This window comes from Staphylococcus simulans (genome assembly GCF_047037175.1).
Classification (GTDB): Bacteria; Bacillota; Bacilli; order Staphylococcales; family Staphylococcaceae; genus Staphylococcus; species Staphylococcus simulans_C.
Genome location: NZ_CP178241.1, coordinates 1,362,582 through 1,385,186 on the forward strand (window position 1 = coordinate 1,362,582; position 22,605 = coordinate 1,385,186).

The following is a 22,605-nucleotide window of genomic DNA, read 5'->3' on the forward strand; positions in this document are numbered from 1 at the left end:
GAAAGCTTATTGTTGTACATCGATACGGTTATCGATAAATAGTTTACCGTCTTTATAAACATATTCTGCATGATTAATACCATAATGGTATGGCACATATTCATAATTTGGGACATCCCAAATGACGAAGTTTGCACGGTCATCTTGTTCTAATGTACCTGCATCTGCATCAATGGCTTTAGCAGCGTTAACTGTCACTGCGTTCCAAATTTCATTTGGTGTTAACTTTAATTTTAATGCTGCAATGGCCATAACCATTTGTAAGTTATTCGTTACGTTACTGCCTGGGTTGAAGTCAGAAGCAATCGCAACTGCGCCATTATTATCTAACATACCGCGTGCATCTGCATATTGGTCTTTGCCTAAATAGAATGTTGTTCCTGGTAAAACAACCGCTACTGTATCGCTGTCTTTTAATGCTTGTTTGTCTTCTTCACTTGAAGCAACTAAGTGATCAGCTGAAATAGCACCTTGTTCAATGGCTACCCCTAAACCACCTAAAGGATCAATTTCATCTGCATGAATTTTCACATCAAAGCCTTGTGCTTTTGCGGCTTTCATATATTCACGTGATTCATCTACTGTAAAGACGCCCGTTTCACAGAAGATATCCGCAAAGTCAGCGTATGCTTTTACTTCAGGTAATAAATCAATCATGTCTTGTAAGAATGCTTGATTAGATTCCGCTTCTTTCGGCACAGCGTGTGGTCCTAAGAATGTGTGTTTCATCGTAATACCATACTTATCTTCTAAAGCATGTGACACTTTCAATTGTTTTAACTCATTCTCTTTATCTAAGCCGTAACCACTTTTACTTTCTACAGTTAAGACACCATAGGCCATCATTTCACGTAAATATTTGTCTGTTTTCTTTAACAGTTCATCTTCCGTTGCTTCACGTGTTGCTTTTACTGTAGATAAGATACCGCCGCCTTGTTCAAGAATTTCTAAATAGGACGCACCTTGTTGTTTTAAGGCCATTTCATGTTCTCTTGAACCGCCGAATACTAAATGCGTATGTGCATCGACTAAAGCAGGAGATACGACTTTACCTGTCGCATCTACCACTTCTGCTGCTTCATACTCCTCTGTATGGGGTCCTGCATAAACGACTTTACCGTCTTTCACAACTAATGTTGCGTTTTCAATGACTTTCAACTCATTTAACTGATTCCCTTTTAAAGGCTTATCAGTTTTCTTCGGTAAAATTAATTGTGCAATATTTTGGATAACAACATCATTACTCATTAGAATCTTGCTCCTTTAACATTGGAATATCGACACCTTTTTCTTTCGCTGTTTCAATCGCAATATCATAACCAGCATCAGCATGTCTTACTACACCCATACCCGGATCTGTCGTTAATACGCGTTTCAAGCGTTCTTCTGCACGATCTGAACCATCTGCAACAACAACCATACCCGCATGTAATGAGTAGCCCATACCAACACCGCCGCCATGATGGACTGAAATCCATGAACCGCCTGCCGCAGTGTTCACTAATGCGTTCAAGATTGCCCAGTCGCCTACTGCATCTGAACCGTCTTTCATTGATTCAGTTTCACGGTTTGGAGATGCCACTGAACCTGAGTCTAAGTGGTCACGTCCAATAACAACCGGTGCTGAGATTTCACCATTACGCACTAATTCATTAATTTTTAAGCCCATTTTCGCACGGTCGCCATAGCCTAACCATGCAATTCTTGATGGTAAGCCTTGGAATGCGATTTTCTCACTTGCCATATCTAACCAGCGCATTAACTTTTCATCTTCAGGGAACAGTTCACGCATCGCTTGGTCAGCACGTTCGATATCTTTTGGATCACCGCTTAATGCCGCAAAACGGAAAGGTCCTTTACCTTCACAGAATAGTGGTCTGATGTATGCAGGTACAAATCCTGGGAAATCAAAGGCATTTTCTAAACCTTGATCATAAGCGACTTGACGAATGTTGTTACCATAGTCAAATGCGACTGCACCGCGTTTTTGGAATTCTAACATATCTGCCACATGGTGCTTCATAGATTCTGATGATAGTTTCACATACTCATCTGGATTTTCTTCACGTAATTTCGCTGCGTCTTCTAATGAATAACCTTCAGGTACATAACCGTTTAATGGGTCATGTGCTGATGTTTGGTCTGTAATAATATCGATTTTGAAATCACGTTTTAAAATTTCATCGTATACTTCCGGTGCGTTGCCGACTAAACCGATAGATAATGGTTTGCCTGCTTCTTTCGCTTCTTGTGCTTTTTCTAATGCTTCGTCTAATGATTCAGTAATAATATCGCAGTAGCGCGTTTCGATACGTTTTTCGATACGAGATGGATCCACATCTACACCGATGACTACCCCTTCATTCATCGTTACAGCTAATGGTTGCGCACCGCCCATGCCGCCTAAACCAGCTGTTAATGTGATTGTTCCTTTTAATGAACCATCATAGTGTTGATTGGCTAATTCTGCGAAAGTTTCGTATGTTCCTTGAACAATCCCTTGTGAACCGATGTAAATCCAGCTGCCAGCTGTCATTTGACCATACATCATTAAGCCTTTTTTATCTAATTCATGGAAGTGTTCCCAATTTGCCCATTTAGGCACAAGTACCGAGTTAGATAATAAGACACGCGGTGCTTCTTCATGTGTTTTAAATACCGCTACAGGTTTACCTGATTGAACTAACATCGTTTCATCACTTTCTAAACGGCGTAATGTATCTACAATCGCATCAAATGCTTCCCAGTTACGTGCCGCTTTACCAATCCCGCCGTAAACGACTAACTTTTCAGGATGTTCTGCTACTTCAGGATCCAAGTTATTGTATAACATACGTAGAACTGCTTCTTGTTCCCATCCTTTACACTCAATTTCCAATCCTTTTTTCGCTTTGATTTGTCTGCCTTTCGCTGCTACATCTTTAGTCATAATCAATCTCTCCTTTGTTTAGTTATGATTTTTAAAACACCATTTCAGATTTCAATTTAGAAAATTAATAATGCAAACGGAATTGCTATCAGTAAAGTTAAAGCTACACGGATAAACCAAATCAACACCAATTTCCAAATTGGAATTTTGATATCCGTTGCTAAAATACAAGGTACCAGCGCTGAGAAGAAAATAATGGCTGAAATACTTGTAATTGCTGTCACTAACTTAACTGCCATCGTTGACTTCACAACCAATAAAGATGGCAAGAACATCTCTATTAATGAAATAGCTGAAGCCTTTGCTAACAATGGTTTATCCGCAATCGGGAAAAGATAGATAAACGGATAAAAGATATAGCTCAACCAATCAATCACTGGCGTGAAATTCGCAAGCAATAATCCGAAGAATCCGATAGATAAGATGGATGGTAAAATCGCCATCGTCATTTCAAAACCATCTTTCACGTTCACCCAAATATTTTTAAGTAAAGGTAACGAATCATGTGATTGACGTTTTGCTTCATCATATGCTGCAACAACACGATTACCGTTAACTTCTACTTCCTTCTGGCCTTCTTGGCCTTCGTAATATTCTTCTGATTCATTACGAATCGGCGGTAAATGTGCCGAAATCGCTGTAACCACAAATGTGATAATTAAGGTACTCCAAAAGAATAAATTCCAATGTGACATTAAATCTAATGTATTTGCGACAATGACCATAAAGGTCGCGGATACGGTTGAGAAGCCTGTCGCAATAATCACAGCTTCTTTCTTGTTATACATCCCGTCTTTATACACACGGTTTGTAATTAAGAGACCTAATGAATAACTGCCGACAAAAGATGCAACCGCATCGACTGCAGATTTCCCCGGTGTCTTAAAGACCGGTCGCATAATCGGCTGCATTAACACCCCGATAAATTCAAGCAAGCCGTAACCGACAAGCAATGATAGTGCGACTGCACCGACTGGAATTAAAATACTCAAAGGCAACATCAGCTTATCGAATAAGAATGGACCATAATTCGGATTAAATAATAATGCTGGTCCTATTTTAAAGACATACATGATACCGATTACTGCACCGAATACTTTAAAAAGTGCAACCACAAAATCAGTTGCTGACTTTTTGTACTCCTTACGAATAATCGGTAATGTAGCACCGATGATGATCATCAGTAATGCCACATAAGGCATCGCTACACCGAATGCTGCGCGAATCCATAAATGAACATGATCAACAATAATCGTGTTCTTTCCGTTAATTGTCACTGGTACGAAGAAACATAAAATTCCGATAATGCTGAATATGTAAAACCGCCACATGCCGACCCACGTCAGCTTGTCAGCGGGTTTACGCTCAGGTTGGAATTCCATTTCGCCAGAAACCAAATCTGCTTCTGTTTTCATACTTGACACACCCCTTTGTTTTACAAGTACGACAAAGCTGTTTTAAATGACTGGCTCTAGATGACTTAAGCTTAGCATCATGTGATTAAGTTTGAATGATAAGTAAGCGTTGCACGCGCACCTACAAAATCATCCCCATCATCTTATAGGTATCCCCAATTCGCGTATCAACTTCATCTCATCATTCTTACAAGTTACACGTATGCTTCTTGTGATCATAAACAAATCGTTATAATTTTCAGTTTATTCACTTTAAAAATTAATCGAATCTTCAGAAATCAAACTATTGATATCATGTGATTCAAACAATTTTTGTATAACTTGTATTACAAATCAAGTATACGTCTAACCGCTTATAACTTTCAAATATCAATAAACTAATCATTTATAGTTTAAGACTATAAATAAGTTCGCCAACCATGATACAATAACTTCAAACAGCGCTATTAAGGGGGATTCATGCATGAAAATCGTACAATTAGAATATTTTTTGGCGGTGGTTAAATACAATAGTTTTACAAAAGCTGCACAATATTTACATATCAGTCAGCCCTCATTAACGACCGCAATTAAGAAAATAGAAGATGATTTAGGTTATTTATTGTTTATCAGAACAACGAAAGCTCTAAAAATCACAGAAAAAGGCATTCAATTTTATAAACATGCGAAAGACTTAGTCGAAATGTATCATCGCACTCTAGACCAAATGTATGACTTAAATATTAGTGATGAACCACGTATTAAATTATCCATTCTAGAATCTACCAGTGCTTGGATGGCAATGGTCATTCAGCAACATCATGGCCATTTTGATAAACAACGCTATCAAATTGTTGAACAACATAGCCTAGAACGTATCATATCCAGTTTATTAAGCTTTGATGTATCTTTTGCGTTATGTAATGAAGAAATTCAAAGAGAAGGTATTGTCTCCGTTCCGCTTTATCAAGAACCTTATGTATTGATTACACCAAGAGATACATTTAATCATCAACAAAGTATCCAAACAGAAGAATTACAGCACTTACCTTTGATTTTGCCGAACCGACAATACCAAGTCAGAAAACATGTAGATGAATATTTTAAACACATGAATATCCATCCCAATATTGTACTTGAAGTGGATCGCTTTGAAACAGCCACCACTTTAGTTCACAGAGGTTTAGGATATACTATTATTCCAAGATTCTATTATCAATCTTCATCTGCCAATCATTTAAATGCGGTCAAATTAGAACCGAATATTGAACGAACGATTTATTTAAACTATTTAGAAAAACGTAAGCTTTCTGAGCCTGCGAATCAATTGATTGATGCGTGTATTGATTATTGGAAGATGAATTAAATAAAGACGGATACGCCAAGAAGTAAAGGCGTATCCGTCTTTAAGTTATCTATTAATGAATGAAGTTGTGCAATAACAAGGCAACTAATTTAGCAGTACGGTTATCTACATCATGTAATGGGTTCGTTTCCGCAACACTCACTGAAATCAGTTTCTCATGACCGACGATACGTCTCGTCAATTCTAAAATAATGTGCGGTGTTAAACCATTGACTGCTGGTGCACTGACACCAGGCGCAAAGGCACTATCGACAACGTCCATACAAATCGTCAACATAATTTTGTCGTGTTTATTAATAAAGTGATCTACTTTGTCTTTGATTGTTGGTGAAATCTCATGAAGAATCTCGTCGACGGTCACATATTCAATACCGCGTTCTTGCGCATAATCAAACAAATGCTTCGTATTGCTTGCAGGTTGAATACCTAAGACAAAGTAATGCGCATTGTCATCTTGATCTAAAATTTGTCTGAAGCTTGTGCCTGACGTTGATGATTCTGCCTTTCTTGTATCGAAGTGTGCATCAATATTAATAACTCCTATCGATGCATCCGGATACGACTGACGCATGGCTAAATATTGCGCATACGCAATATCATGCCCACCGCCAATGAGTAATGAATATTCATGATTGCTAAACATTTTAGAAGCTAAGTTTGCATATTCTTCTTGTGTTTCAATTAAGTGGTCATGATTATGATAGACATTACCATAGTCATAAACTGGGCAAGGCGTTAACACTGATAAGTTCGCAAACGCTTTTCGTATCGCATCCGGACCTTCTTGTGCACCTACACGGCCATTATTGAGTTCAACCCCTTTATCTATCGCGTACCCTAAAATACCCGTGCCTTGTTTTTGGTCAAACTTTGTCTCATTGATATCTTTTAATTCAATGGTTTGGAAGTGTCTGAATTGCGATGAATCTGTTTCACTATCTACTCTGCCTGTCCACAAATCTTTGTCGGCTTGCTTATACATGTTCCACATCCTCCTTAAGTCATACCTTGTGAATCATTATATACATTGAATCACAGAATATTCTACTTTTTTCATACCCTTATCTGAAAAAATCTAAAACGCTTACACCCAAGACAGTTGTATTCAACCTTTACAACAAGATTTCATTTATAAGTCATTTCTTGGAAGTGATTTATTTCTGCATTGTTGAGATGTATAATACTATTAGGTTATTATGTAGTTCCATACGCTTAAAACTCAAAATACATACTTAAAGGGTTCACTCTAGTTGTAATGTATTATATGATAGAAATTAATATAAAAATGTATGGATATCGCCGTAATTATTGGAGGTTTCACAATGAACACGAAACGCATATCAGGTTTCCAATGGGCTATGACAATATTTGTCTTCTATGTACTCGCATATGCACTCCCATTGATTCTGAAGGATTTTCAAGGTCAAGTTCCATTCAAGCGCTTTGTCTTTGATTTGAGTACACTTGCGCCATTTATCGCAGCTATTATCTGCATAATTATTTTTCGAAATAAACGCGCACAGCTTGCCAGCTTAAAGTTCACAATCAGTTTTAAAGTCATTGAACGTATTATTTTAGCTTTAATCTTACCACTTGTGATTTTTATTATTTGTATGTTTGCCTTTAATACTTACGCAGACAGTTTTATTATTTTACAATCTAAAAACTTATCTGTGTCTGTCACATCAATTTTAATCGGACATATTTTAATGGCATTCTTTGTAGAGTTCGGGTTCCGTTCATACTTGCAGAATGTCGTAGAAACGAAAACAAATACATTATTCGCATCCATTCTAATTGGTATTCTGTATGCCTTATGGAATGTGAATACAACTTATACATTTGAATACACACTCTATAGTTTGTTGTATCATTTCGCATTCTCAATGATCATTGGTGAATTAATCAGAGGTACTAAAGGACGTACAATCTACATTGCGGTGGCATTCCACGCTGTAATGTCATTCGGATTAGTCTTCTTCTTCAGTGAAGAACTTGGAGACGTCTTCTCAATGAAAGTCATCGCATTAAGTACAGCGCTTGTCGGTGCCGTCTATATCTTACTTAGCTTAATCATTCGTGCAATCATCTACTTCTTTACGAAAGATTCATTAGAAGAAGTTGAACCTGATAATCCGCTTGATTATCCAAAAGATGAAGAAGACGAAACCATTGAAACAACAGAAACGACACACAAAGAAGAAACACCAGTAACAGAAGCACATGAATCTGAAACAACATCTAAAGACGAGGAACACACACATTTAAATCATCATGACGAACCAAAATAACTTCGTCATCATATTAGAATATTAAAGAAGCGCTGACAGCTTTCATTAAATGAACTGTCAGCGCTTCTTTATTGTTATGACGATGATTATTAATCAGCTTGCTTACACCTTGTCGATAAGTTCAACGCCTTGTTGTGTACCGACAATCACGCGGTCTGCAAGGTCTAAAAAGTATCCAGTTTCTAAAACACCTGTTAAGTGAATTAAGTATTCATGCATTTCATATGGATCCGTGTTGGGTGGTAACTCAACATCTAAAATATAATTGTCGTTATCTGTGATAAATGTAATATCTTCAACATTGCGACGTGAAACTTTGGCTTTAGTATCTTTTTCTATTTTTTTCGCGATTAACATCCAGTTGAAGCGATCTACTTCTACTGGTAATTTAAATGTTTGGCCTAAGTAATCCACGCGTTTCGTTTCATCTGCGATGACTACGAAGCGTTCTGCCATTTCATCAATGACTTTTTCACGAAACAATGCGCCGCCTCCGCCTTTAATTAAGTTTAATTGCGGGTCAAATTCGTCTGCACCGTCAATTGCGACATCAATATGGTCTACGTCATTGACATCTACAATCTTAATTCCCAATTCTTTCGCAAGCAATGCGGTTTTATTAGATGTACAAACACCAGTAATTGTAGCGCCGCCTTCTAATAATTTTGCGATATGCGGCAATAAAAGTTCAATCGTACTGCCTGTCCCAATACCGACAATCATCCCATCTTTAATTTCTGAGACTGCGTCTTTCACAGTTTGTAATTTTAACGCTTTAACATCCATCACTGAATACTCCTTGTCTATATATTACTCAGATTTTTCTATAATTTGATATGTCGTTTTAGAAGAGAATGGTTCACCTTTACGCAAGATAGAAGGTGCTTGATCTCCTAATAAATTAATATCATTTGGTAAGCATTGCGCTTCTAAAGTAAAACCTGAGTGCGGTTTATAAATGTTCATGTCACTTTGCCAATTGCTTGTTTCATTAAACGTAAAGATGACAACATGCGGCATTTCTGTTTCCATTTTCAATAAGAACTGACTATTTTCGACAGTAAGTTCATTACCAATTGTAAATGGATGATCAATGCCATGGTAACGTTCGATTTGCGCATGAATACGTTCATCCGTTGATTTGCAAATCTCTCTGAATGGAATTGACTGTTTGCCGTAAAGTTGCGTTAAATCAATCGTATTGTCTAACGTTGGTAAGTTCTTGTCATTCAATAAATGCATTTTCAAAGTAGAACTTGTTAAAATGTGATTATTAATTTCTTTGTTATCACGATTCAAGTTGAAATAGACATGATTTGTCGGGTTAAACAATGTTGTTTCTGTCGCTTCTGCTTTGTATTCAATTGTCCAGCGGTTATCAATATCATACGTATGTATAATCTTTAATTTAATATCGCCGGGGTAATGATCCTCTGCCGCTTTGACCGTTGTCGTGAAGATAATTTGAATATACCCACCATTGTCATCTTTAATTTCATAATCAAAGTAGTGTTTATTAATTCCATGCGCACCACCATGTAAATGATGCGGCGGATCATTTTGATCTAATTGGTAAGTTTTACCTTCTAACTCAAAACGTCCATCTTCAATACGTCCCCCAAAACGACCGACACTTGCGCCGAAGTAATATGGATTTTCATGGTAATATTCATCCGCTTCTACCACATTTCCTAGCACAATATTATTATCTTCATACTTCCAAGACACAATTCGCGCCCCAAAATTCGAAAAGATAATTTTTGCCTGGTCATTATCAATTTTAATTAAATCCAAACCGTTTCTTTGGTGCTCCACTTCTGTAAACATCAACTCAATACACCCTTTCCTTGACCGATGGAAATCATCAGCCTCTATCAGGCAGCAACATAATCAAGACACCGATAATACATACAACGCCGCCGATCACATCATATTTATCTGGCATCTGTTTATCAAAAACATATCCCCATATAATACTCATGACGATAAACACACCGCCATATGCTGCATATACTCTGCTGAATGTTGGAAATACTTGGAATGTTGCGATGACACCGTATGTAATTAACAGGATACCTCCAAGTACCCCAAACAACGGTGATTGTGTATCTCTCAGCCACAACCATATTAAATAACCACCGCCGATTTCACACAGTCCTGCTAAAATAAAAATTGCAATTGGATACATCATATACTGACTGCCACCTATTATAAATAATACTTTCCTTACCTTATATTTTAACAATAAGGCGCGTGCTTTACTAGATAGAATCTAGCAAAGCACACGCCATTTAGAAACTTTTTTATAAAGATTGACACGATTATTTTTTAAGTGCGCGTTTCAACGCTCTAAAGATATTCTTATCAAACGTTAAAACTGAATCACGATAACTCTTCACCGCAACCCAAACTAATAACACTAAAAATGCTACGGATAATGCCATACTGACAATAATTTCCCATGACTCTATATTTGGAGTCGAAGCACGTACAAATAATAAGTAAGGTGATAATAATGGAATGAAACTTGCTATCTTTGTGAATGGCATATCTGGGTTATTCATGCTGAACAGCGCAATATAAAATGCGATTAAACTGATGACTGTCATCGGCATCACTGCTTGGTTTAAATCTTCAATACGCGTTGTTAAAGTACCTAAAATCGTACCTAGTACTGTATAAGAAACAACCCCGATAATAATAGACAGTACACCAACAATAATCAATCTTGTTGTCGTCGGTGTCATCGTCATATCAAATTGTTTCATTAAGTCTTTCGCATCTGAGAAATACAATGCTGCAGCGCCTATGATGACTAAAATCAGAACTTGTGTGAAAGCCACACAAATCATTGCCGCAATTTTAGCCAAGATATGTTTAACAGGTGAAATACTTGTGATAACCATTTCAATCACTCGTGATGTTTTTTCAGTCGCAACTTCCATTGCCACTTGATTGGCATAGTTCATAATCACAATGAACATCAACATAATTCCTGCATATAAAATAATCCAATTGAGGAATTTATTACTTTTCGTTGTCTCTGCACCATTTTTACCGATTGCTTTTGAAGTCACTTTACTTTTTTGTTGTAGATCAGAAAGCTCTTTTGAGCTTAGATTCATTTGTTGTGCGACTGCTTGTGTTTGAATAGGTGTTAAAATACTTTCTAATTTTTGAACACTTTCATCTGAAGGTGCATCTTTACCTACGACTTCACCTTTAATTTGTTGGCCTGACAGTTCAATAATATAAGCTTTATCTAACTTTTCATTCTTAACTTCTTTTAACGCATTTTCTTTAGATAAGATTTTAAATTCTGTACCTTTGTCCTCAATATGTTTACTTTGTGCTTTGACCATCTGCGCAATGTGCGGTTCATTCGATGCAATACCGATTTTATCCGGACCATTGTCAAATAAGTCGATAATCTTGTTTAAGTTAGCTGCCGCAATAATAATCACTGCTAAAATAACAGTCATAATGATAAATGCGCGTGATTTCACTTTATTCTTATACGTCAGATTAAACGTTGCTAAAAACTTATTCATGAATATCACCTACCTGTTGAATAAAGATATCTTGTATTGAAGGCTCTAGCACTTGGAATCGTTTCACAAAGCCGTGCTGTGCTACGACATCAAAGACCCGTTTGGCCGCTTCTTGATTTTCTACAGATACTGTAATCATCCGTTTTGCACGTTCCACACGTGTCACACCTTCAACTTCATCTAACTCTTCTAAAGGATTTTCCGTTTCGATAACAATTTTCTTCATATCAAATTGATCTTTAATAGATTGAATATCCCCTTGCAACACTAAATCTCCATGATTCAAAATACAGATGTCGTCACATAGTTCTTCAATATGCTCCATACGATGTGAACTGAAAATTATCGTTGTCCCTTGTTCGTTCAAATCTTTAACCGCAGATTTCAATAATTCTACGTTCACTGGATCTAATCCGCTAAAAGGTTCATCTAAAATCAACAACTCTGGTTTATGAATCAAGCTGGCTAACAGTTGGATTTTTTGTTGGTTACCTTTAGATAACGATTCGATTTTTTTATCTCTATTCTCAGTAATCTCAAAGCGTTCTAACCAATAGTTTAATGCTTGATTAAAGTCCTTTTTCGACATCCCCTTTAATGTCGCAAGATATCGTAATTCATCTGCGACTTTCATCTTTGGATGCAATCCACGTTCTTCCGGCAAGTAACCGACTTGGTTAAACATATGTTCACCCATCTTCTCACCATTATATGTAACTGTGCCTTGCGTTAAAGGTGTAAGTCCTAAAATCATGCGGAACGTTGTGGTCTTACCTGCACCGTTACGTCCTAGAAAACCTAACATTTTGCCTTTTTCAAGTGTTAAAGAAATATCATTGACGACGGTCTTTTCACCATATTGTTTCGTTACATCTTGTAAAACTAACGCCATACTCCATCACTCCTCTTCTTTGATTTTAGTGCATTTCCTAATTATTATTATTTATTTTATTGCATACTTCTTTTAAAATCCTATTATTCATATTAATTTCACAAATTCTTTACAATCATCTGCTTTTATAATACTTATAGATTTTTGCGTAATAAAAAACAATATTATAGACGAATGCCATAAACAATAGGATTAACGCTAATGTTTGAGACTGACCTGTTATTGCTGAGTAGAATGCTAAAAATAAAATAATCACCATAAATGCTGTTAAATTGAATTGAAATAACTTATATAATGATGAAAATGTAATATATCTTTCTCCTTCATCCATCGCTTCAATCAATTTATCTACATAATGCTCATCATTCGGTTTAGGCATTCTTTCGTCTAATTTAGGTAAATAAATTTGATACCACACACTAAAAATAGATGTGACTAAAAATGGAATAACCGTAATTCCCCAATGATTATCACTCGTTTTAAAAATGGTTACGATAATGATGTTCAAAAGCACAACGAACAGTCCAGCGTGATTTAATATCGAAGCATAAAATTGCTTTTGATTGGCTTGTGCATCATAATGATCAGCTAATGTTTCATCTTCTTCCGATAACTGTTTGAAATGCTTCGCTTGAGATAACTGACGAATCATTACAATGCCAACAACTATTGACAAAAATAACGTTATCGCTGTTGAAAGGATGGTTTCATTTGGTCCAAAGAATTGTAATCTTGAGTGACTACTCAGTGAGCTGAAATATAGACTGATACATGCGCCAAATAGTCCACCTAACGCAATCTTCCCGGCATATTTCCAGTTCTTTTTGCTATTACTCATAGTCCTCCTCCTCAAAAATAAAAATGTCTTCAATACGTTCTCCGAATATCCGTGCAATTTTTGCAGCTGTTAAAACGGAAGGCATAAATTCATTCCGTTCAATTAATGAGACAGTCTGCCGAGAAATGCCTGCTTTTTTGGCAAGTTGCGTTTGATTATAGCCATCTCGTGCCCGCAGTTCTTTTAATCGTGTTTTCATGAGCCTGACCTCCGTTAACTCATATACTATATGATAATAGTCATTTTGACAAGTATATTAGTCAACTTGACACATATCCTAAACAAAAAGACGATACTTCAACTTAAAAGTATCGTCTTTATTATGATTTATATATTGGGTTTTATGCTGTTCTATAACGCTGTCCGATAGGTTCTGGACCATATTTGTTTTGTCCTTCTTGTGATTTTTGTACACCTACAACAATCACATAAATCGTAAAGACAAGTTCACCAATAGTGATAACCGAATGAATAATCAGACTTAAAGTATTTTCTCCTAAATCTACAAATGATAGGATACGTTCTATGAATAGTATCGCCACATAGATGATTGGGACCACCATTGTATTGCCAGTGTCATGGAAACGTCTAGAAAGCAAAGCAATCCATGGGATAAAACTTGCGATTTCATAAACCGTTGTGAATCCAAATGATATGTTGTCAAAATTTTGATTTAAACCTAATAAGGCATCAAGTCCATTCAATGGAATTTGAATAATCATTGTCCAAAGCACCATAAACCAAAACTCTGAACGACGTGATCTGCCTTTAAAATCGAAGTAGCGTTTCCAAAATAAAATAAAGGCTTCTACAAATCCTACACTCTTTTTTTGTTGTTCTTGCATTGTATTATTCCTCCATTCATTAGAATTCGATGTGAACACTATTCCTAATAGATATTCTTCCCATCAAATCTCCGCTAACTTAAACTTCAGAACCTGAATCATGATTGATCATATTACCTTTTGTCGATTGAGCATGAGATGTATGAGAGTCTGAGCGATTGATGTGATGTACATATGGAATGCGTCCGTACTTATTATCCTTATCTTGACTCGGCAGACATAGTACTACAATCACATATATCCATAATCCTAGATAAACCAAGCTGAAGATTAAATACATTATTCCAACAAATGTCAGTTGTGTTGATGCATCACTATTAATGACAAAATTCAACACGTTCATCACAATACTTAATACGAACATAACAATCGGAATTACCATTGTTCTGCCAGTATCATGAAAACGTCTAATCATTATGGCCCATGCAGGAATAAAAGTTGCTATAGCAAATAACAAGTAAACTAACATACAAATAAAGAATAAAATGAGACCCATAAATGCCAGCTCACCAGAATCAACTGCTGCTCCTCCAACTAAAAAAATGGTTCCCAAAATCATGACAAAGGTTAAAGGCGCATATAAAATCAACATCCATAACGCCACAAACCAATATTCCGCGCGTGTCGACCTTCCTTTAAAATTAGCATAATTCTTCCAGAAAAGTTTAAACGCTTCTAAAAACCTAACGCGTCGTATCATATCCTTCCTCCTCTCTTACTTACTAATTTACGATACTTTTATGTATTACAACTTCTTATTTAAATCTTTTAAAAGGTAATAGTTATTCAAAACTATTCTTTTTAATTTTAACAGATTTACAGTAAAATTAGCATACCATTTCCAAACTTTACACAATCTACAAAGTCTTTAAAGTGTATGCTTAAACATAACATTGTCATTCTGTGTTTTCTTTACGTAAAATAGAAAGTACTGTATCAATTAGATGAGGAGGAAAATCATGGATTTTATTCATCGTCCTACTGAGGAAATCGCACGTGATTTGTTAGGCGTCAAAGTACAATTCAATGATGGCGAACAAACTTTTTCAGGTTACATCGTTGAAACTGAAGCTTATTTAGGTGATATTGACCAAGCTGCGCATAGCTATAATGGACGTAATACACCGCGTGTACAATCCATGTATAAAGATGGCGGCACGATTTATGCGCATGTCATGCATACACATCTCTTAATCAACTTTGTGACACAGCCCAAAGGTACTGCTCAAGGTGTGTTGATTCGTGCGATAGAACCTGAAACGATTACTGATCAAATGAGAGAGAATCGAAATGGTAAAGATGGTATAGAATTAACGAATGGACCAGGCAAATGGACACGTGCCTTTAATATGTCAATGGACTTAGACGGCTTTAAATTAAATGAAGGCCCATTGACTATAGATACCGAACATCGCCGTTATCCCGTTGAAATTGTCGAAGGTCCGCGTGTTGGTATCCCAAACAAAGGTGAATGGACACATAAACCTTTACGCTTTACAGTAGCAGGCAATCCGTATGTTTCACGCATGCGTAAATCAGATATGAAACCTGCGCATGAAACTTGGAAAGCTAGCGAATAAACGAGCGCAATTTAATAATGTGTTTCATATAAAAAAGTGGTTCTCCTTTTATTTAGGAGAAACCACTTTTTTCAAATTTCTATAATTGTATTCGCTTGTAGAGATAATGGTACATTGATGACACGTTGATTCAATGATCCTTTAAAGGCTAGACCCGGTTGATAGAGTTGTTGCACAAATGGACCATCTACTAAAACATCAATTTGGTTTAAGATTTGTCTGCGTGCTTGTGTGTTATGTTTTAAATTCTCAAACATAAAGCCAGACCAGACCCAAATCGTTTTTGTATGTCCAAAGCGAGCTCTGAAAGCCTCTATTAACGGTTGGATGATATCTACATTACAAAATGGTTCGCCGCCTAACAAACTTAATCCTGCAATGTAATCTGGTGCACAAGCATCAAGGATATGCGTTAAAGTATCATCTGTAAACGGTGTACCATATTTAAATTTTTGTGCCGCAACATTATAACAACCTGCACACGCAAATGGACATCCTGATACATATACACTGCATCTGACCCCTTCACCATCCACAAATGACTCCTCTTCAATTTTTGCGAGATACCCTTGTCCTGTTTCAACTTGTGCATATAACATCGTTATTCGTTTCCTTTCATATGTTTCACACGTGCCGCTATTTCTTTATGACGCCCTTCAATCGTTGGTCTTTGAACTGGATTGCCTAAGTAACCGCATGTTCTTTTAACCACGTCTACTGTGTCAGGATTATGATTACCGCAATGCGGACATTCATAGCCATGTGCTGTAGTTTTAAAGTCACCGTCAAAACCGCATTCATAGCATTTATCAATTGGCGCATTTGTACCTAAATAGCTGACTTTATCATATGAATAGTCCCATACTGCTTCTAACGCCTTTGTATTATGTGTCAATTTCGGATACTCACAATAATGAATATAGCCGCCGCTTGCGAGGAACGGATAGTCTTTCTCGAAATCAAGTTTTTCAAAAGGAGACACAGCTTTACGTACATCATAATGGAATGAATTTTGGTAATAACCTTTATCTGTAATATTAGGAATTAAGCCAAAACGTTCTGTGTCTAAACGGCAGAAACGATCTGTCAATGATTCACTAGGTGTACTGTATAAGCTGAAGAAGATATCATAATCCTCTGTCCATTGATATTGGAAATCTTTCATACGTCTTAAAATATCTAAAGTGAATGTTTTCGCTTCAGGATTCGTTTCCCAATTAGGGCCATAAAAGATTGTGGCTGCTTCATAAAGGCCAATATAACCCATAGAGATGGTAGCACGTTTATGTTTGAATAAGTCCACCACATTGTCATCTTCATTCAAGCGTTTATGGAAAGCACCGCTTTTATAAAGTATCGGCGCATTATTGGGGATAACAGATTGAATGCGTTGAATACGATAGACTAACGCATCATGAATCAATGTCATACGTTCATCAAGTAATCTCCAAAACGCCGCAAGGTCTCCTTCTGTTTCAATCGCAATACGTGGAATGTTCAATGTGACAACACCTAAATTACAACGGCCGCTGTTTTCATTCTCGCCCTTGTCATTTTGCCATGCAGGCAAGAAAGAACGACATCCCATTGGCGCCTTGAAATCCCCTAAAATTTCAACTGTTTTGTCATAGTTTAAAATGTCTGGATACATACGTTTAGTCGAACATTCAAGCGCTAATTGTTTCACATCATAGTTGATATCTTTTGGCGCAAAATTAACCCCTTTTTTAATTGAATAAACCAATTTTGGGAAAATTGCTGTCACATGATGATGTCCTAGGCCTTGAATACGCGTTTTTAAAATAGCCTTTTGAATCATCCGACTGTATGTATCTGTGCCTAAGCCAAAACCTAAAGTTACAAAAGGTGTTTGTCCATTAGATGTATATAATGTGTTAATTTCATATTCTAAACTTTGCATCGCATCTTTAATATCTTTTTCAGTTTGTGTTCGAACATAATCTTCTAATTGATCAGGATACACAAATTTCTTTCCGATTTCACGATGCTTTTGCGCATTGCATTGTGCATATTGACTTAACACTTCATCAATACGATCAACCGTACAACCACCATATTGACTGCTTGAGACATTCGCGATAATTTGAACGATTTGTGCAGTGGCAGTTTGGATTGATTTCGGTGACTCTACTTGCGCATTGCCAATTTCAAATCCTCTTTCTAACATACCTTTAATATCAATTAAACAGCAGTTTGTTAAGGGTTGGAATGGATGATAATCTAAATCATGGAAATGAATATCGCCATTTAAATGCGCTTCTGCCACATGTTTAGGCAATAAATGTTCTAACGCATATGATTTAGAAACGACACCTGCAGTCAAGTCACGCATCGTTGTAAATGTTTCACTATCTTTATTCGCATTTTCATTAACAACTGTTGGATCTTTACTAATTAATCGACTTAAACTTTCTTCTAGTTTCAACATAGAATTCCCCTTTTCTACTATATCTTGTGTTCTAAATATTAAGTTACCACAATATATAGATTTTAGAAGAGGATAACCCAACTGTTAACAGAGATGTCAAAATCTTATGGCTTAATTTTGAATAGCGTATTTCAAGCGACTCTTTTTCATAGGATATAAAAAGCCTTTATCTAAATTATAGATAAAGGCCTACACTCATTTTTAAGTACAAGAATCATTTTAATTTGCTTATTTAAACCATCACATTACGCTCATTGGAGTTAAACGAACATAACTGTCAATACTCTTGCAAAACATTCTACTAAGTGTTTTTATTTACTTCGTTAATTACAATATATGGAATACTTCATGGATGATTATCAGGCGCTAGTAGAACATTTTAAAGTCATGCAACATTCAAGAGACATGCTACTGGCCAGTATTTTCTTTTAAGATATAACTTTCAAGAAAACAGCAATCTGCTTGAAAACAATGCATATTGCGCTGAGTAAGTTGACGATTTAAACAAGCAGTGTATATATAATTCTCGCCGCTATGCACATAGTCAGTAATATCGTATAGATATTTTGTTGCTGGATGATTCAACTCCATACGTAATACGTTATTGACTTCAATAATTGCAGCGGTGTTTGTCTCAGCTGTTATGACAACCAAATGATACTTCATATTATTATCAGCACAATCAACCATAAATGAATGATCAGCTGTAATAATATTCGTGTTGATATTATTTTCGAGAGAAACATGCCAGTTATTTAACTCAGTATCTATACTGAAGTGTAGTCCTGAGATGTGATGTTGATTTTTATCATAGTAGTATAAAAATGGTTCAATGACTGGTGATGTCGGATTTATCAACACGGTTTCTTTGAATTGCGGATAACTAGGTCTCACTCCCTGACCCCCTTCGACAGAGAATTTATATACTTATATAATACAACGTGGACATTTCACTTAGAAGGATTGAATCAATACATATTTATGTCAAAATGTTTCGTATATGTATTAAATAAAACTCATCATAGATTTTGATAGTTGCTAATCATTTCATTTTGTACAACCTATCATTTTCCAATTAACTAATTGCTTTGTGCAAATTAATGTTCTATAATAAGTGTAAGCGTTGCCAGAGCCCATGGACTTAAGGTCCAGCTCTTCGTGATTGCCTATACCAAAACCAATTTGTTACTAAAAAAGCGGTTCAACACTCTACCAGTTGAACCGCTCTCCTTATATTCTCACTTATTTTTGTATGTTTTCTGACTCATATTTTGAATCATTTTTTCTATTTTAAACCACGTTGTTCTATCCAATTCTGTAATTCTTGATCAAGAATCACAGAAGTTTGTTGCAGTTCTTGAATATTTGACGCATCTAACATCGTCGCAATGCGTTTCATTTGTTCAAGAAAAGCTTCTACATATTCCACAGTTTGCGTAATGCCAATATGTTCAACTTGTTCTAAGAAAGGTCGAGACATTCCAACTGCATCCGCACCCAATGCGATACATTTCACCGCATCTAATGGATTGCGTACACCGCCGCTCGCAAACACAGTCATTTGATTTTGGAGTGACTGGCTTTCTAATAAAGACTCAACCGTAGATTGTCCCCAATTTTGAAGATAAGACATATCTTTTAAGTCACGACGTTCATTTTCAATATTCACAAAGTTCGTACCGCCGCGACCGCTGACATCTACATAACGTACACCGATATCATATAAAGCTGCGATTGTTTCTTTGCTCATCCCAAAGCCGACTTCTTTAACAATAACCGGTACATTGACTGTTTCAACGATTAAACTTAAGTTTTCCATCCAATTTGAGAACGTACGATTACCTTCAGGCATAACCAATTCTTGCGGTGCATTGACATGAACTTGCAAGGCATTCGCATTTAACATCTCTACTGATTTCTTAGCCAAATCTGCCGGAACATCTGCGCCGACATTACTGAATAAGATACCTTCAGGATTCTTTTCTCGCACAATGTTGAATGAATCTGCAGTTTTCGGATTTCGTAAAGCAGCGTGTGTAGAACCTACCGCAATCGCAAGTCCTGTTTCTCTCGCAACTACCGCTAGTTTCTCATTAATTTGTTTTGTCCATTCACTGCCGCCTGTCATCGCATTAATATATAGCGGTGAACTTAAATCAAAATCTGGCAATTTAACTGATAAATCCACTTGGTCTACATCCACACTTGGAATGGAATGATGTACAAATCTTACACGATCAAAGTCCGTTAACTTCGGGTCTGATTGCGCCATCGCAATTTTTACGTGATCATCTTTTCGTTGTTCCCTTTTAGAGTCGCTCATTGTCTTTCCTACTTTCTTTTCTTTCATGTATTAGTGTTAGTGTATCAATCAACCGTCGTTCATTCCAGTTTTTATATTCATTTCCAGCCTCAGTCTAAAGCATATCTTTACGTTTGAAGAACCAAATACACCATAGCGTGATAACCACCATCAATCCTAAACAAATAAAGTAGCCATAATGCCATTTGAGTTCAGGCATGTATTCAAAGTTCATACCATATATACCAGCTAACAAAGTTAATGGCATGAAGATCATAGAAACAATCGTCAAAATCTGCATGACATGGTTCATTCTATATGTCGTATAGGATTCAAAATTATCCCTGATTTCTTTCGTAATATCTTGCGCTGTTCTCAACATACTTTCTTCTTTCACAATATGATCTTTAATATGTTGAATATACATGCGATGTCTTTCATCTTTCACAAGTGCACTCGAATAGTGTAATGTATCAATCAATTCTTTCATCGGCATAATAATGCGATTCAACTTGATAATATCAGACCGTAAATCAAAGAGATCATCCATCATATATTTATTTGTACGCTCTCCGCCATGTTCATCTTCAAACATGAATACTTTATCTGATATCTTTTCTACATGGTAGAAATATTCATCCACAATATGGTCTAAAATATAAAGCACGATATCATCGCAGTCTAAATCTTTATCGAATTGCGTCGTAACTTTCTTGTAAACTGCCTCGATTTCATCAATTTGTTGATGATGATAGGTCACGAGAATATTATTTTTAATAAAGATGTTTAATACTTCAACTTGATAATTATCCTCTAAGAGCCGATGGAACACGACGTTTTGATAGTTTCCATAGTTTTTATACTTTGCTCTTGGGTTGGCGTGTATTGTATCATCAACCTCTAACGGGTTAAAATCAAAGTTATCGACTAAAAATTTATTTTCTTGTTCAGTCGGTTCATTAAAATCATACCAGATGACCGTTGCGCCTGACGGAATATCACGCTTATCTTCAACTTTTTTGAAGCCATGCGCACGGGTCTGATAGTTTATAGACATACTCATGTATTTTCCTCCCCTAATGTCATGCAATTAGTTTATCATTTTTAGTATGTCGTATGTTTGAAGTTATCCTCAAAGATATGTATATTTTGAACGAATATGAGAATCAAACATGATAAATAAATATAATAATCTGTAAAGGAGTCCTACTATGACCAATCTATTTACAATAACAGGAACAGTTGAAAAATCTATGATTGACCATAATCAGCATATGCATGATTCACAATATAATGAAGCGTTCAGCCAAGCAACAAATGAATTCAATTATAATAACGGACTGTCATTAGAAGAACGCAAACAGTTAAACTATACAATTTTTACTATCGAAGAACACACTACTTTCCTATCTCAACTTAAACTTAGTGATCATTATCAAATCGATATCCATCTCTACAATTATGACTATAAACGCCTGCATTTCTTTTTAATCATGCGTAATGAACACGGTAATATTGTCGCAACGAATGAACAAATGATGATGGGTATAGACCGTGAAACTGAGAAGTCGGCTGCCTTCCCTCAAACTTTCATGCAAAATGTTGAAACCTATTTCAACACACAACCTAAAGTCGAATGGCCCAAACAATTGGGACATCGTATTGAAATACCTCAAAAAGGAGCATCCCAATGAGCCAAGTACTGCACGAACAACTTCAATTCACGCTATTAGATTTAAACGATGACGTCAAAGCTGAACTCAGCGAACTCAATCAGCTCAAAGATAATGTGACTAAAGGTCCTGACTATAAACTATTTGAACGCGGTATCATGCATGCGGTGATTCAAGGCAAACGCCAAATGATTGATTCGCTTCAAAATCAAATCAATGCTGCAGAAAATGATCATGACATTCTCGCTTTAATTGAAAGTTCAAAACAAGCTTTAGAAGCTAAGCGAGAACAACTGCACATGAACATGCCATCAAATCAACCTGCACATCAAGCCTATTACAATGAAGGGCTGACGTTAGCACAACTCTACGAAACTCAAGGAAAGTACTATGTGATTCAAGTCATCAGTGATAAAATAAATATAATACAGTCAGAAGATTAGTTTTAAGAATATATAAATCATTCTGTTCTTCTTTCTTTAAAGGGAGGTATTG

Annotated in this window: 23 protein-coding genes; 5 read left to right on the forward strand and 18 right to left on the reverse strand. The window is 36.3% G+C overall.

The features are described from left to right. Positions 1-6 precede the first annotated feature (6 nt). Genes hutI through ACFCT9_RS06980 form a run of 3 tightly spaced genes read right to left on the reverse strand, consistent with a single transcriptional unit; the run spans position 7 to position 4,311 of the window. Entirely contained in the window at positions 7-1,248 is a 1,242-nt protein-coding gene (gene hutI / locus ACFCT9_RS06970; RefSeq protein WP_412518066.1) for an imidazolonepropionase, read from the reverse strand. After that, on the reverse strand, positions 1,241-2,929 hold the full coding sequence (gene hutU / locus ACFCT9_RS06975; RefSeq protein ID WP_412518068.1) for a urocanate hydratase: 1,689 nt from the start codon (positions 2,927-2,929) through the stop codon (positions 1,241-1,243). The genes hutI and hutU overlap by 8 nt, the downstream gene beginning before the upstream one ends. Positions 2,930-2,985: 56 nt before the next feature. Then, positions 2,986-4,311, reverse strand: coding sequence for a YjiH family protein (locus tag ACFCT9_RS06980; protein ID WP_412521631.1), 1,326 nt, complete (start codon positions 4,309-4,311; stop codon positions 2,986-2,988). 496 nt (positions 4,312-4,807) lie between these two features. On the opposite strand from ACFCT9_RS06980, the gene ACFCT9_RS06985 reads away from it, so the two are divergent. Beyond that, positions 4,808-5,689, forward strand: coding sequence for a LysR family transcriptional regulator (locus tag ACFCT9_RS06985; protein ID WP_412518069.1), 882 nt, complete (start codon positions 4,808-4,810; stop codon positions 5,687-5,689). A 52-nt stretch (positions 5,690-5,741) separates the two neighbouring features. On the opposite strand, the gene hutG is transcribed toward ACFCT9_RS06985, so the two are convergent. Beyond that, positions 5,742-6,671 (reverse strand): formimidoylglutamase, encoded by a 930-nt coding sequence (gene hutG / locus ACFCT9_RS06990; protein ID WP_412518071.1) that lies wholly within the window; start codon positions 6,669-6,671, stop codon positions 5,742-5,744. A gap of 340 nt (positions 6,672-7,011) precedes the next feature. Between hutG and ACFCT9_RS06995 the strand changes: the two genes are divergently transcribed. After that, positions 7,012-7,980, forward strand: a complete 969-nt coding sequence (locus ACFCT9_RS06995) for a CPBP family intramembrane glutamic endopeptidase (RefSeq protein ID WP_412518073.1) — start codon at positions 7,012-7,014, stop codon at positions 7,978-7,980. 102 nt (positions 7,981-8,082) lie between these two features. Here the strand turns inward: ACFCT9_RS06995 and ACFCT9_RS07000 are convergent, their stop codons facing one another. The 9 genes from ACFCT9_RS07000 to ACFCT9_RS07040 all read right to left on the reverse strand — a co-directional run bounded on the left by ACFCT9_RS07000 (position 8,083) and on the right by ACFCT9_RS07040 (position 14,806). Next, the gene (locus ACFCT9_RS07000; protein WP_412518075.1) at positions 8,083-8,769 is read right to left on the reverse strand and encodes a ribose 5-phosphate isomerase A; all 687 of its coding nucleotides are present in this window, start codon (positions 8,767-8,769) and stop codon (positions 8,083-8,085) included. 21 nt (positions 8,770-8,790) lie between these two features. Continuing rightward, complete coding sequence (locus ACFCT9_RS07005; RefSeq protein ID WP_412521632.1) at positions 8,791-9,807, reverse strand: aldose epimerase family protein; 1,017 nt, start codon at positions 9,805-9,807, stop codon at positions 8,791-8,793. Between the two features lie 37 nt (positions 9,808-9,844). Beyond that, entirely contained in the window at positions 9,845-10,171 is a 327-nt protein-coding gene (locus tag ACFCT9_RS07010) for a YnfA family protein (protein WP_412518077.1), read from the reverse strand. 130 nt (positions 10,172-10,301) lie between these two features. Then, a complete protein-coding gene (locus tag ACFCT9_RS07015; protein ID WP_412518079.1) occupies positions 10,302-11,531 on the reverse strand; it encodes an ABC transporter permease in 1,230 nt (409 codons plus the stop codon). Beyond that, the gene (locus tag ACFCT9_RS07020; RefSeq protein WP_412518081.1) at positions 11,524-12,423 is read right to left on the reverse strand and encodes an ABC transporter ATP-binding protein; all 900 of its coding nucleotides are present in this window, start codon (positions 12,421-12,423) and stop codon (positions 11,524-11,526) included. Before ACFCT9_RS07020 ends, ACFCT9_RS07015 begins: the two co-directional genes overlap by 8 nt. 115 nt (positions 12,424-12,538) lie before the next feature. Further along, entirely contained in the window at positions 12,539-13,261 is a 723-nt protein-coding gene (locus ACFCT9_RS07025) for a DUF3169 family protein (RefSeq protein WP_412518083.1), read from the reverse strand. Then, complete coding sequence (locus ACFCT9_RS07030) at positions 13,254-13,460, reverse strand: helix-turn-helix transcriptional regulator (RefSeq protein WP_412518084.1); 207 nt, start codon at positions 13,458-13,460, stop codon at positions 13,254-13,256. Before ACFCT9_RS07030 ends, ACFCT9_RS07025 begins: the two co-directional genes overlap by 8 nt. Positions 13,461-13,602: 142 nt before the next feature. Beyond that, positions 13,603-14,106: a DUF805 domain-containing protein gene (locus ACFCT9_RS07035; RefSeq protein WP_412518086.1), complete on the reverse strand. Its 504-nt coding sequence runs from the start codon at positions 14,104-14,106 to the stop codon at positions 13,603-13,605. A 79-nt stretch (positions 14,107-14,185) separates the two neighbouring features. Further along, entirely contained in the window at positions 14,186-14,806 is a 621-nt protein-coding gene (locus ACFCT9_RS07040; protein ID WP_412518087.1) for a DUF805 domain-containing protein, read from the reverse strand. A gap of 259 nt (positions 14,807-15,065) precedes the next feature. Between ACFCT9_RS07040 and ACFCT9_RS07045 the strand changes: the two genes are divergently transcribed. Next, positions 15,066-15,686 (forward strand): DNA-3-methyladenine glycosylase, encoded by a 621-nt coding sequence (locus ACFCT9_RS07045; RefSeq protein WP_412518089.1) that lies wholly within the window; start codon positions 15,066-15,068, stop codon positions 15,684-15,686. 71 nt (positions 15,687-15,757) lie between these two features. Here ACFCT9_RS07045 and nrdG read toward each other — a convergent pair whose 3' ends face one another. From nrdG to corA, 5 genes are all read right to left on the reverse strand, one after another. Next, complete coding sequence (gene nrdG / locus ACFCT9_RS07050; RefSeq protein WP_412518091.1) at positions 15,758-16,285, reverse strand: anaerobic ribonucleoside-triphosphate reductase activating protein; 528 nt, start codon at positions 16,283-16,285, stop codon at positions 15,758-15,760. Between the two features lie 2 nt (positions 16,286-16,287). Beyond that, positions 16,288-18,135 (reverse strand): anaerobic ribonucleoside-triphosphate reductase, encoded by a 1,848-nt coding sequence (gene nrdD / locus ACFCT9_RS07055; protein WP_412518092.1) that lies wholly within the window; start codon positions 18,133-18,135, stop codon positions 16,288-16,290. A gap of 408 nt (positions 18,136-18,543) precedes the next feature. Then, entirely contained in the window at positions 18,544-19,029 is a 486-nt protein-coding gene (locus tag ACFCT9_RS07060) for a hypothetical protein (protein WP_412518094.1), read from the reverse strand. Between the two features lie 391 nt (positions 19,030-19,420). Beyond that, positions 19,421-20,458, reverse strand: a complete 1,038-nt coding sequence (fni, locus tag ACFCT9_RS07065) for a type 2 isopentenyl-diphosphate Delta-isomerase (RefSeq protein WP_412518096.1) — start codon at positions 20,456-20,458, stop codon at positions 19,421-19,423. 94 nt (positions 20,459-20,552) lie between these two features. After that, positions 20,553-21,500, reverse strand: coding sequence for a magnesium/cobalt transporter CorA (gene corA, locus ACFCT9_RS07070; protein ID WP_412518098.1), 948 nt, complete (start codon positions 21,498-21,500; stop codon positions 20,553-20,555). Positions 21,501-21,648: 148 nt separating this feature from the next. On the opposite strand from corA, the gene ACFCT9_RS07075 reads away from it, so the two are divergent. After that, entirely contained in the window at positions 21,649-22,131 is a 483-nt protein-coding gene (locus ACFCT9_RS07075; protein WP_412518100.1) for a thioesterase family protein, read from the forward strand. Beyond that, positions 22,128-22,553, forward strand: a complete 426-nt coding sequence (locus tag ACFCT9_RS07080) for a hypothetical protein (protein ID WP_412518102.1) — start codon at positions 22,128-22,130, stop codon at positions 22,551-22,553. The genes ACFCT9_RS07075 and ACFCT9_RS07080 overlap by 4 nt, the downstream gene beginning before the upstream one ends. Positions 22,554-22,605 lie beyond the last annotated feature (52 nt).

Bases quoted from the DNA above. Each gene is read 5' to 3' on its own strand.
- hutI (WP_412518066.1), bottom strand. From the start codon at position 1,248: ATGAGTAATGATGTTGTTATCCAAAATATTGCACAATTAATTTTACCG.
- hutU (WP_412518068.1), bottom strand. From the start codon at position 2,929: ATGACTAAAGATGTAGCAGCGAAAGGCAGACAAATCAAAGCGAAAAAA.
- ACFCT9_RS06980 (WP_412521631.1), bottom strand. From the start codon at position 4,311: ATGGAATTCCAACCTGAGCGTAAACCCGCTGACAAGCTGACGTGGGTC.
- ACFCT9_RS06985 (WP_412518069.1), top strand. From the start codon at position 4,808: ATGAAAATCGTACAATTAGAATATTTTTTGGCGGTGGTTAAATACAAT.
- hutG (WP_412518071.1), bottom strand. From the start codon at position 6,671: ATGTATAAGCAAGCCGACAAAGATTTGTGGACAGGCAGAGTAGATAGT.
- ACFCT9_RS06995 (WP_412518073.1), top strand. From the start codon at position 7,012: ATGAACACGAAACGCATATCAGGTTTCCAATGGGCTATGACAATATTT.
- ACFCT9_RS07005 (WP_412521632.1), bottom strand. From the start codon at position 9,807: ATGTTTACAGAAGTGGAGCACCAAAGAAACGGTTTGGATTTAATTAAA.
- ACFCT9_RS07010 (WP_412518077.1), bottom strand. From the start codon at position 10,171: ATGATGTATCCAATTGCAATTTTTATTTTAGCAGGACTGTGTGAAATC.
- ACFCT9_RS07015 (WP_412518079.1), bottom strand. From the start codon at position 11,531: ATGAATAAGTTTTTAGCAACGTTTAATCTGACGTATAAGAATAAAGTG.
- ACFCT9_RS07020 (WP_412518081.1), bottom strand. From the start codon at position 12,423: ATGGCGTTAGTTTTACAAGATGTAACGAAACAATATGGTGAAAAGACC.
- ACFCT9_RS07025 (WP_412518083.1), bottom strand. From the start codon at position 13,261: ATGAGTAATAGCAAAAAGAACTGGAAATATGCCGGGAAGATTGCGTTA.
- ACFCT9_RS07030 (WP_412518084.1), bottom strand. From the start codon at position 13,460: ATGAAAACACGATTAAAAGAACTGCGGGCACGAGATGGCTATAATCAA.
- ACFCT9_RS07035 (WP_412518086.1), bottom strand. From the start codon at position 14,106: ATGCAAGAACAACAAAAAAAGAGTGTAGGATTTGTAGAAGCCTTTATT.
- ACFCT9_RS07040 (WP_412518087.1), bottom strand. From the start codon at position 14,806: ATGATACGACGCGTTAGGTTTTTAGAAGCGTTTAAACTTTTCTGGAAG.
- ACFCT9_RS07045 (WP_412518089.1), top strand. From the start codon at position 15,066: ATGGATTTTATTCATCGTCCTACTGAGGAAATCGCACGTGATTTGTTA.
- nrdG (WP_412518091.1), bottom strand. From the start codon at position 16,285: ATGTTATATGCACAAGTTGAAACAGGACAAGGGTATCTCGCAAAAATT.
- nrdD (WP_412518092.1), bottom strand. From the start codon at position 18,135: ATGTTGAAACTAGAAGAAAGTTTAAGTCGATTAATTAGTAAAGATCCA.
- fni (WP_412518096.1), bottom strand. From the start codon at position 20,458: ATGAGCGACTCTAAAAGGGAACAACGAAAAGATGATCACGTAAAAATT.
- corA (WP_412518098.1), bottom strand. From the start codon at position 21,500: ATGAGTATGTCTATAAACTATCAGACCCGTGCGCATGGCTTCAAAAAA.
- ACFCT9_RS07075 (WP_412518100.1), top strand. From the start codon at position 21,649: ATGACCAATCTATTTACAATAACAGGAACAGTTGAAAAATCTATGATT.
- ACFCT9_RS07080 (WP_412518102.1), top strand. From the start codon at position 22,128: ATGAGCCAAGTACTGCACGAACAACTTCAATTCACGCTATTAGATTTA.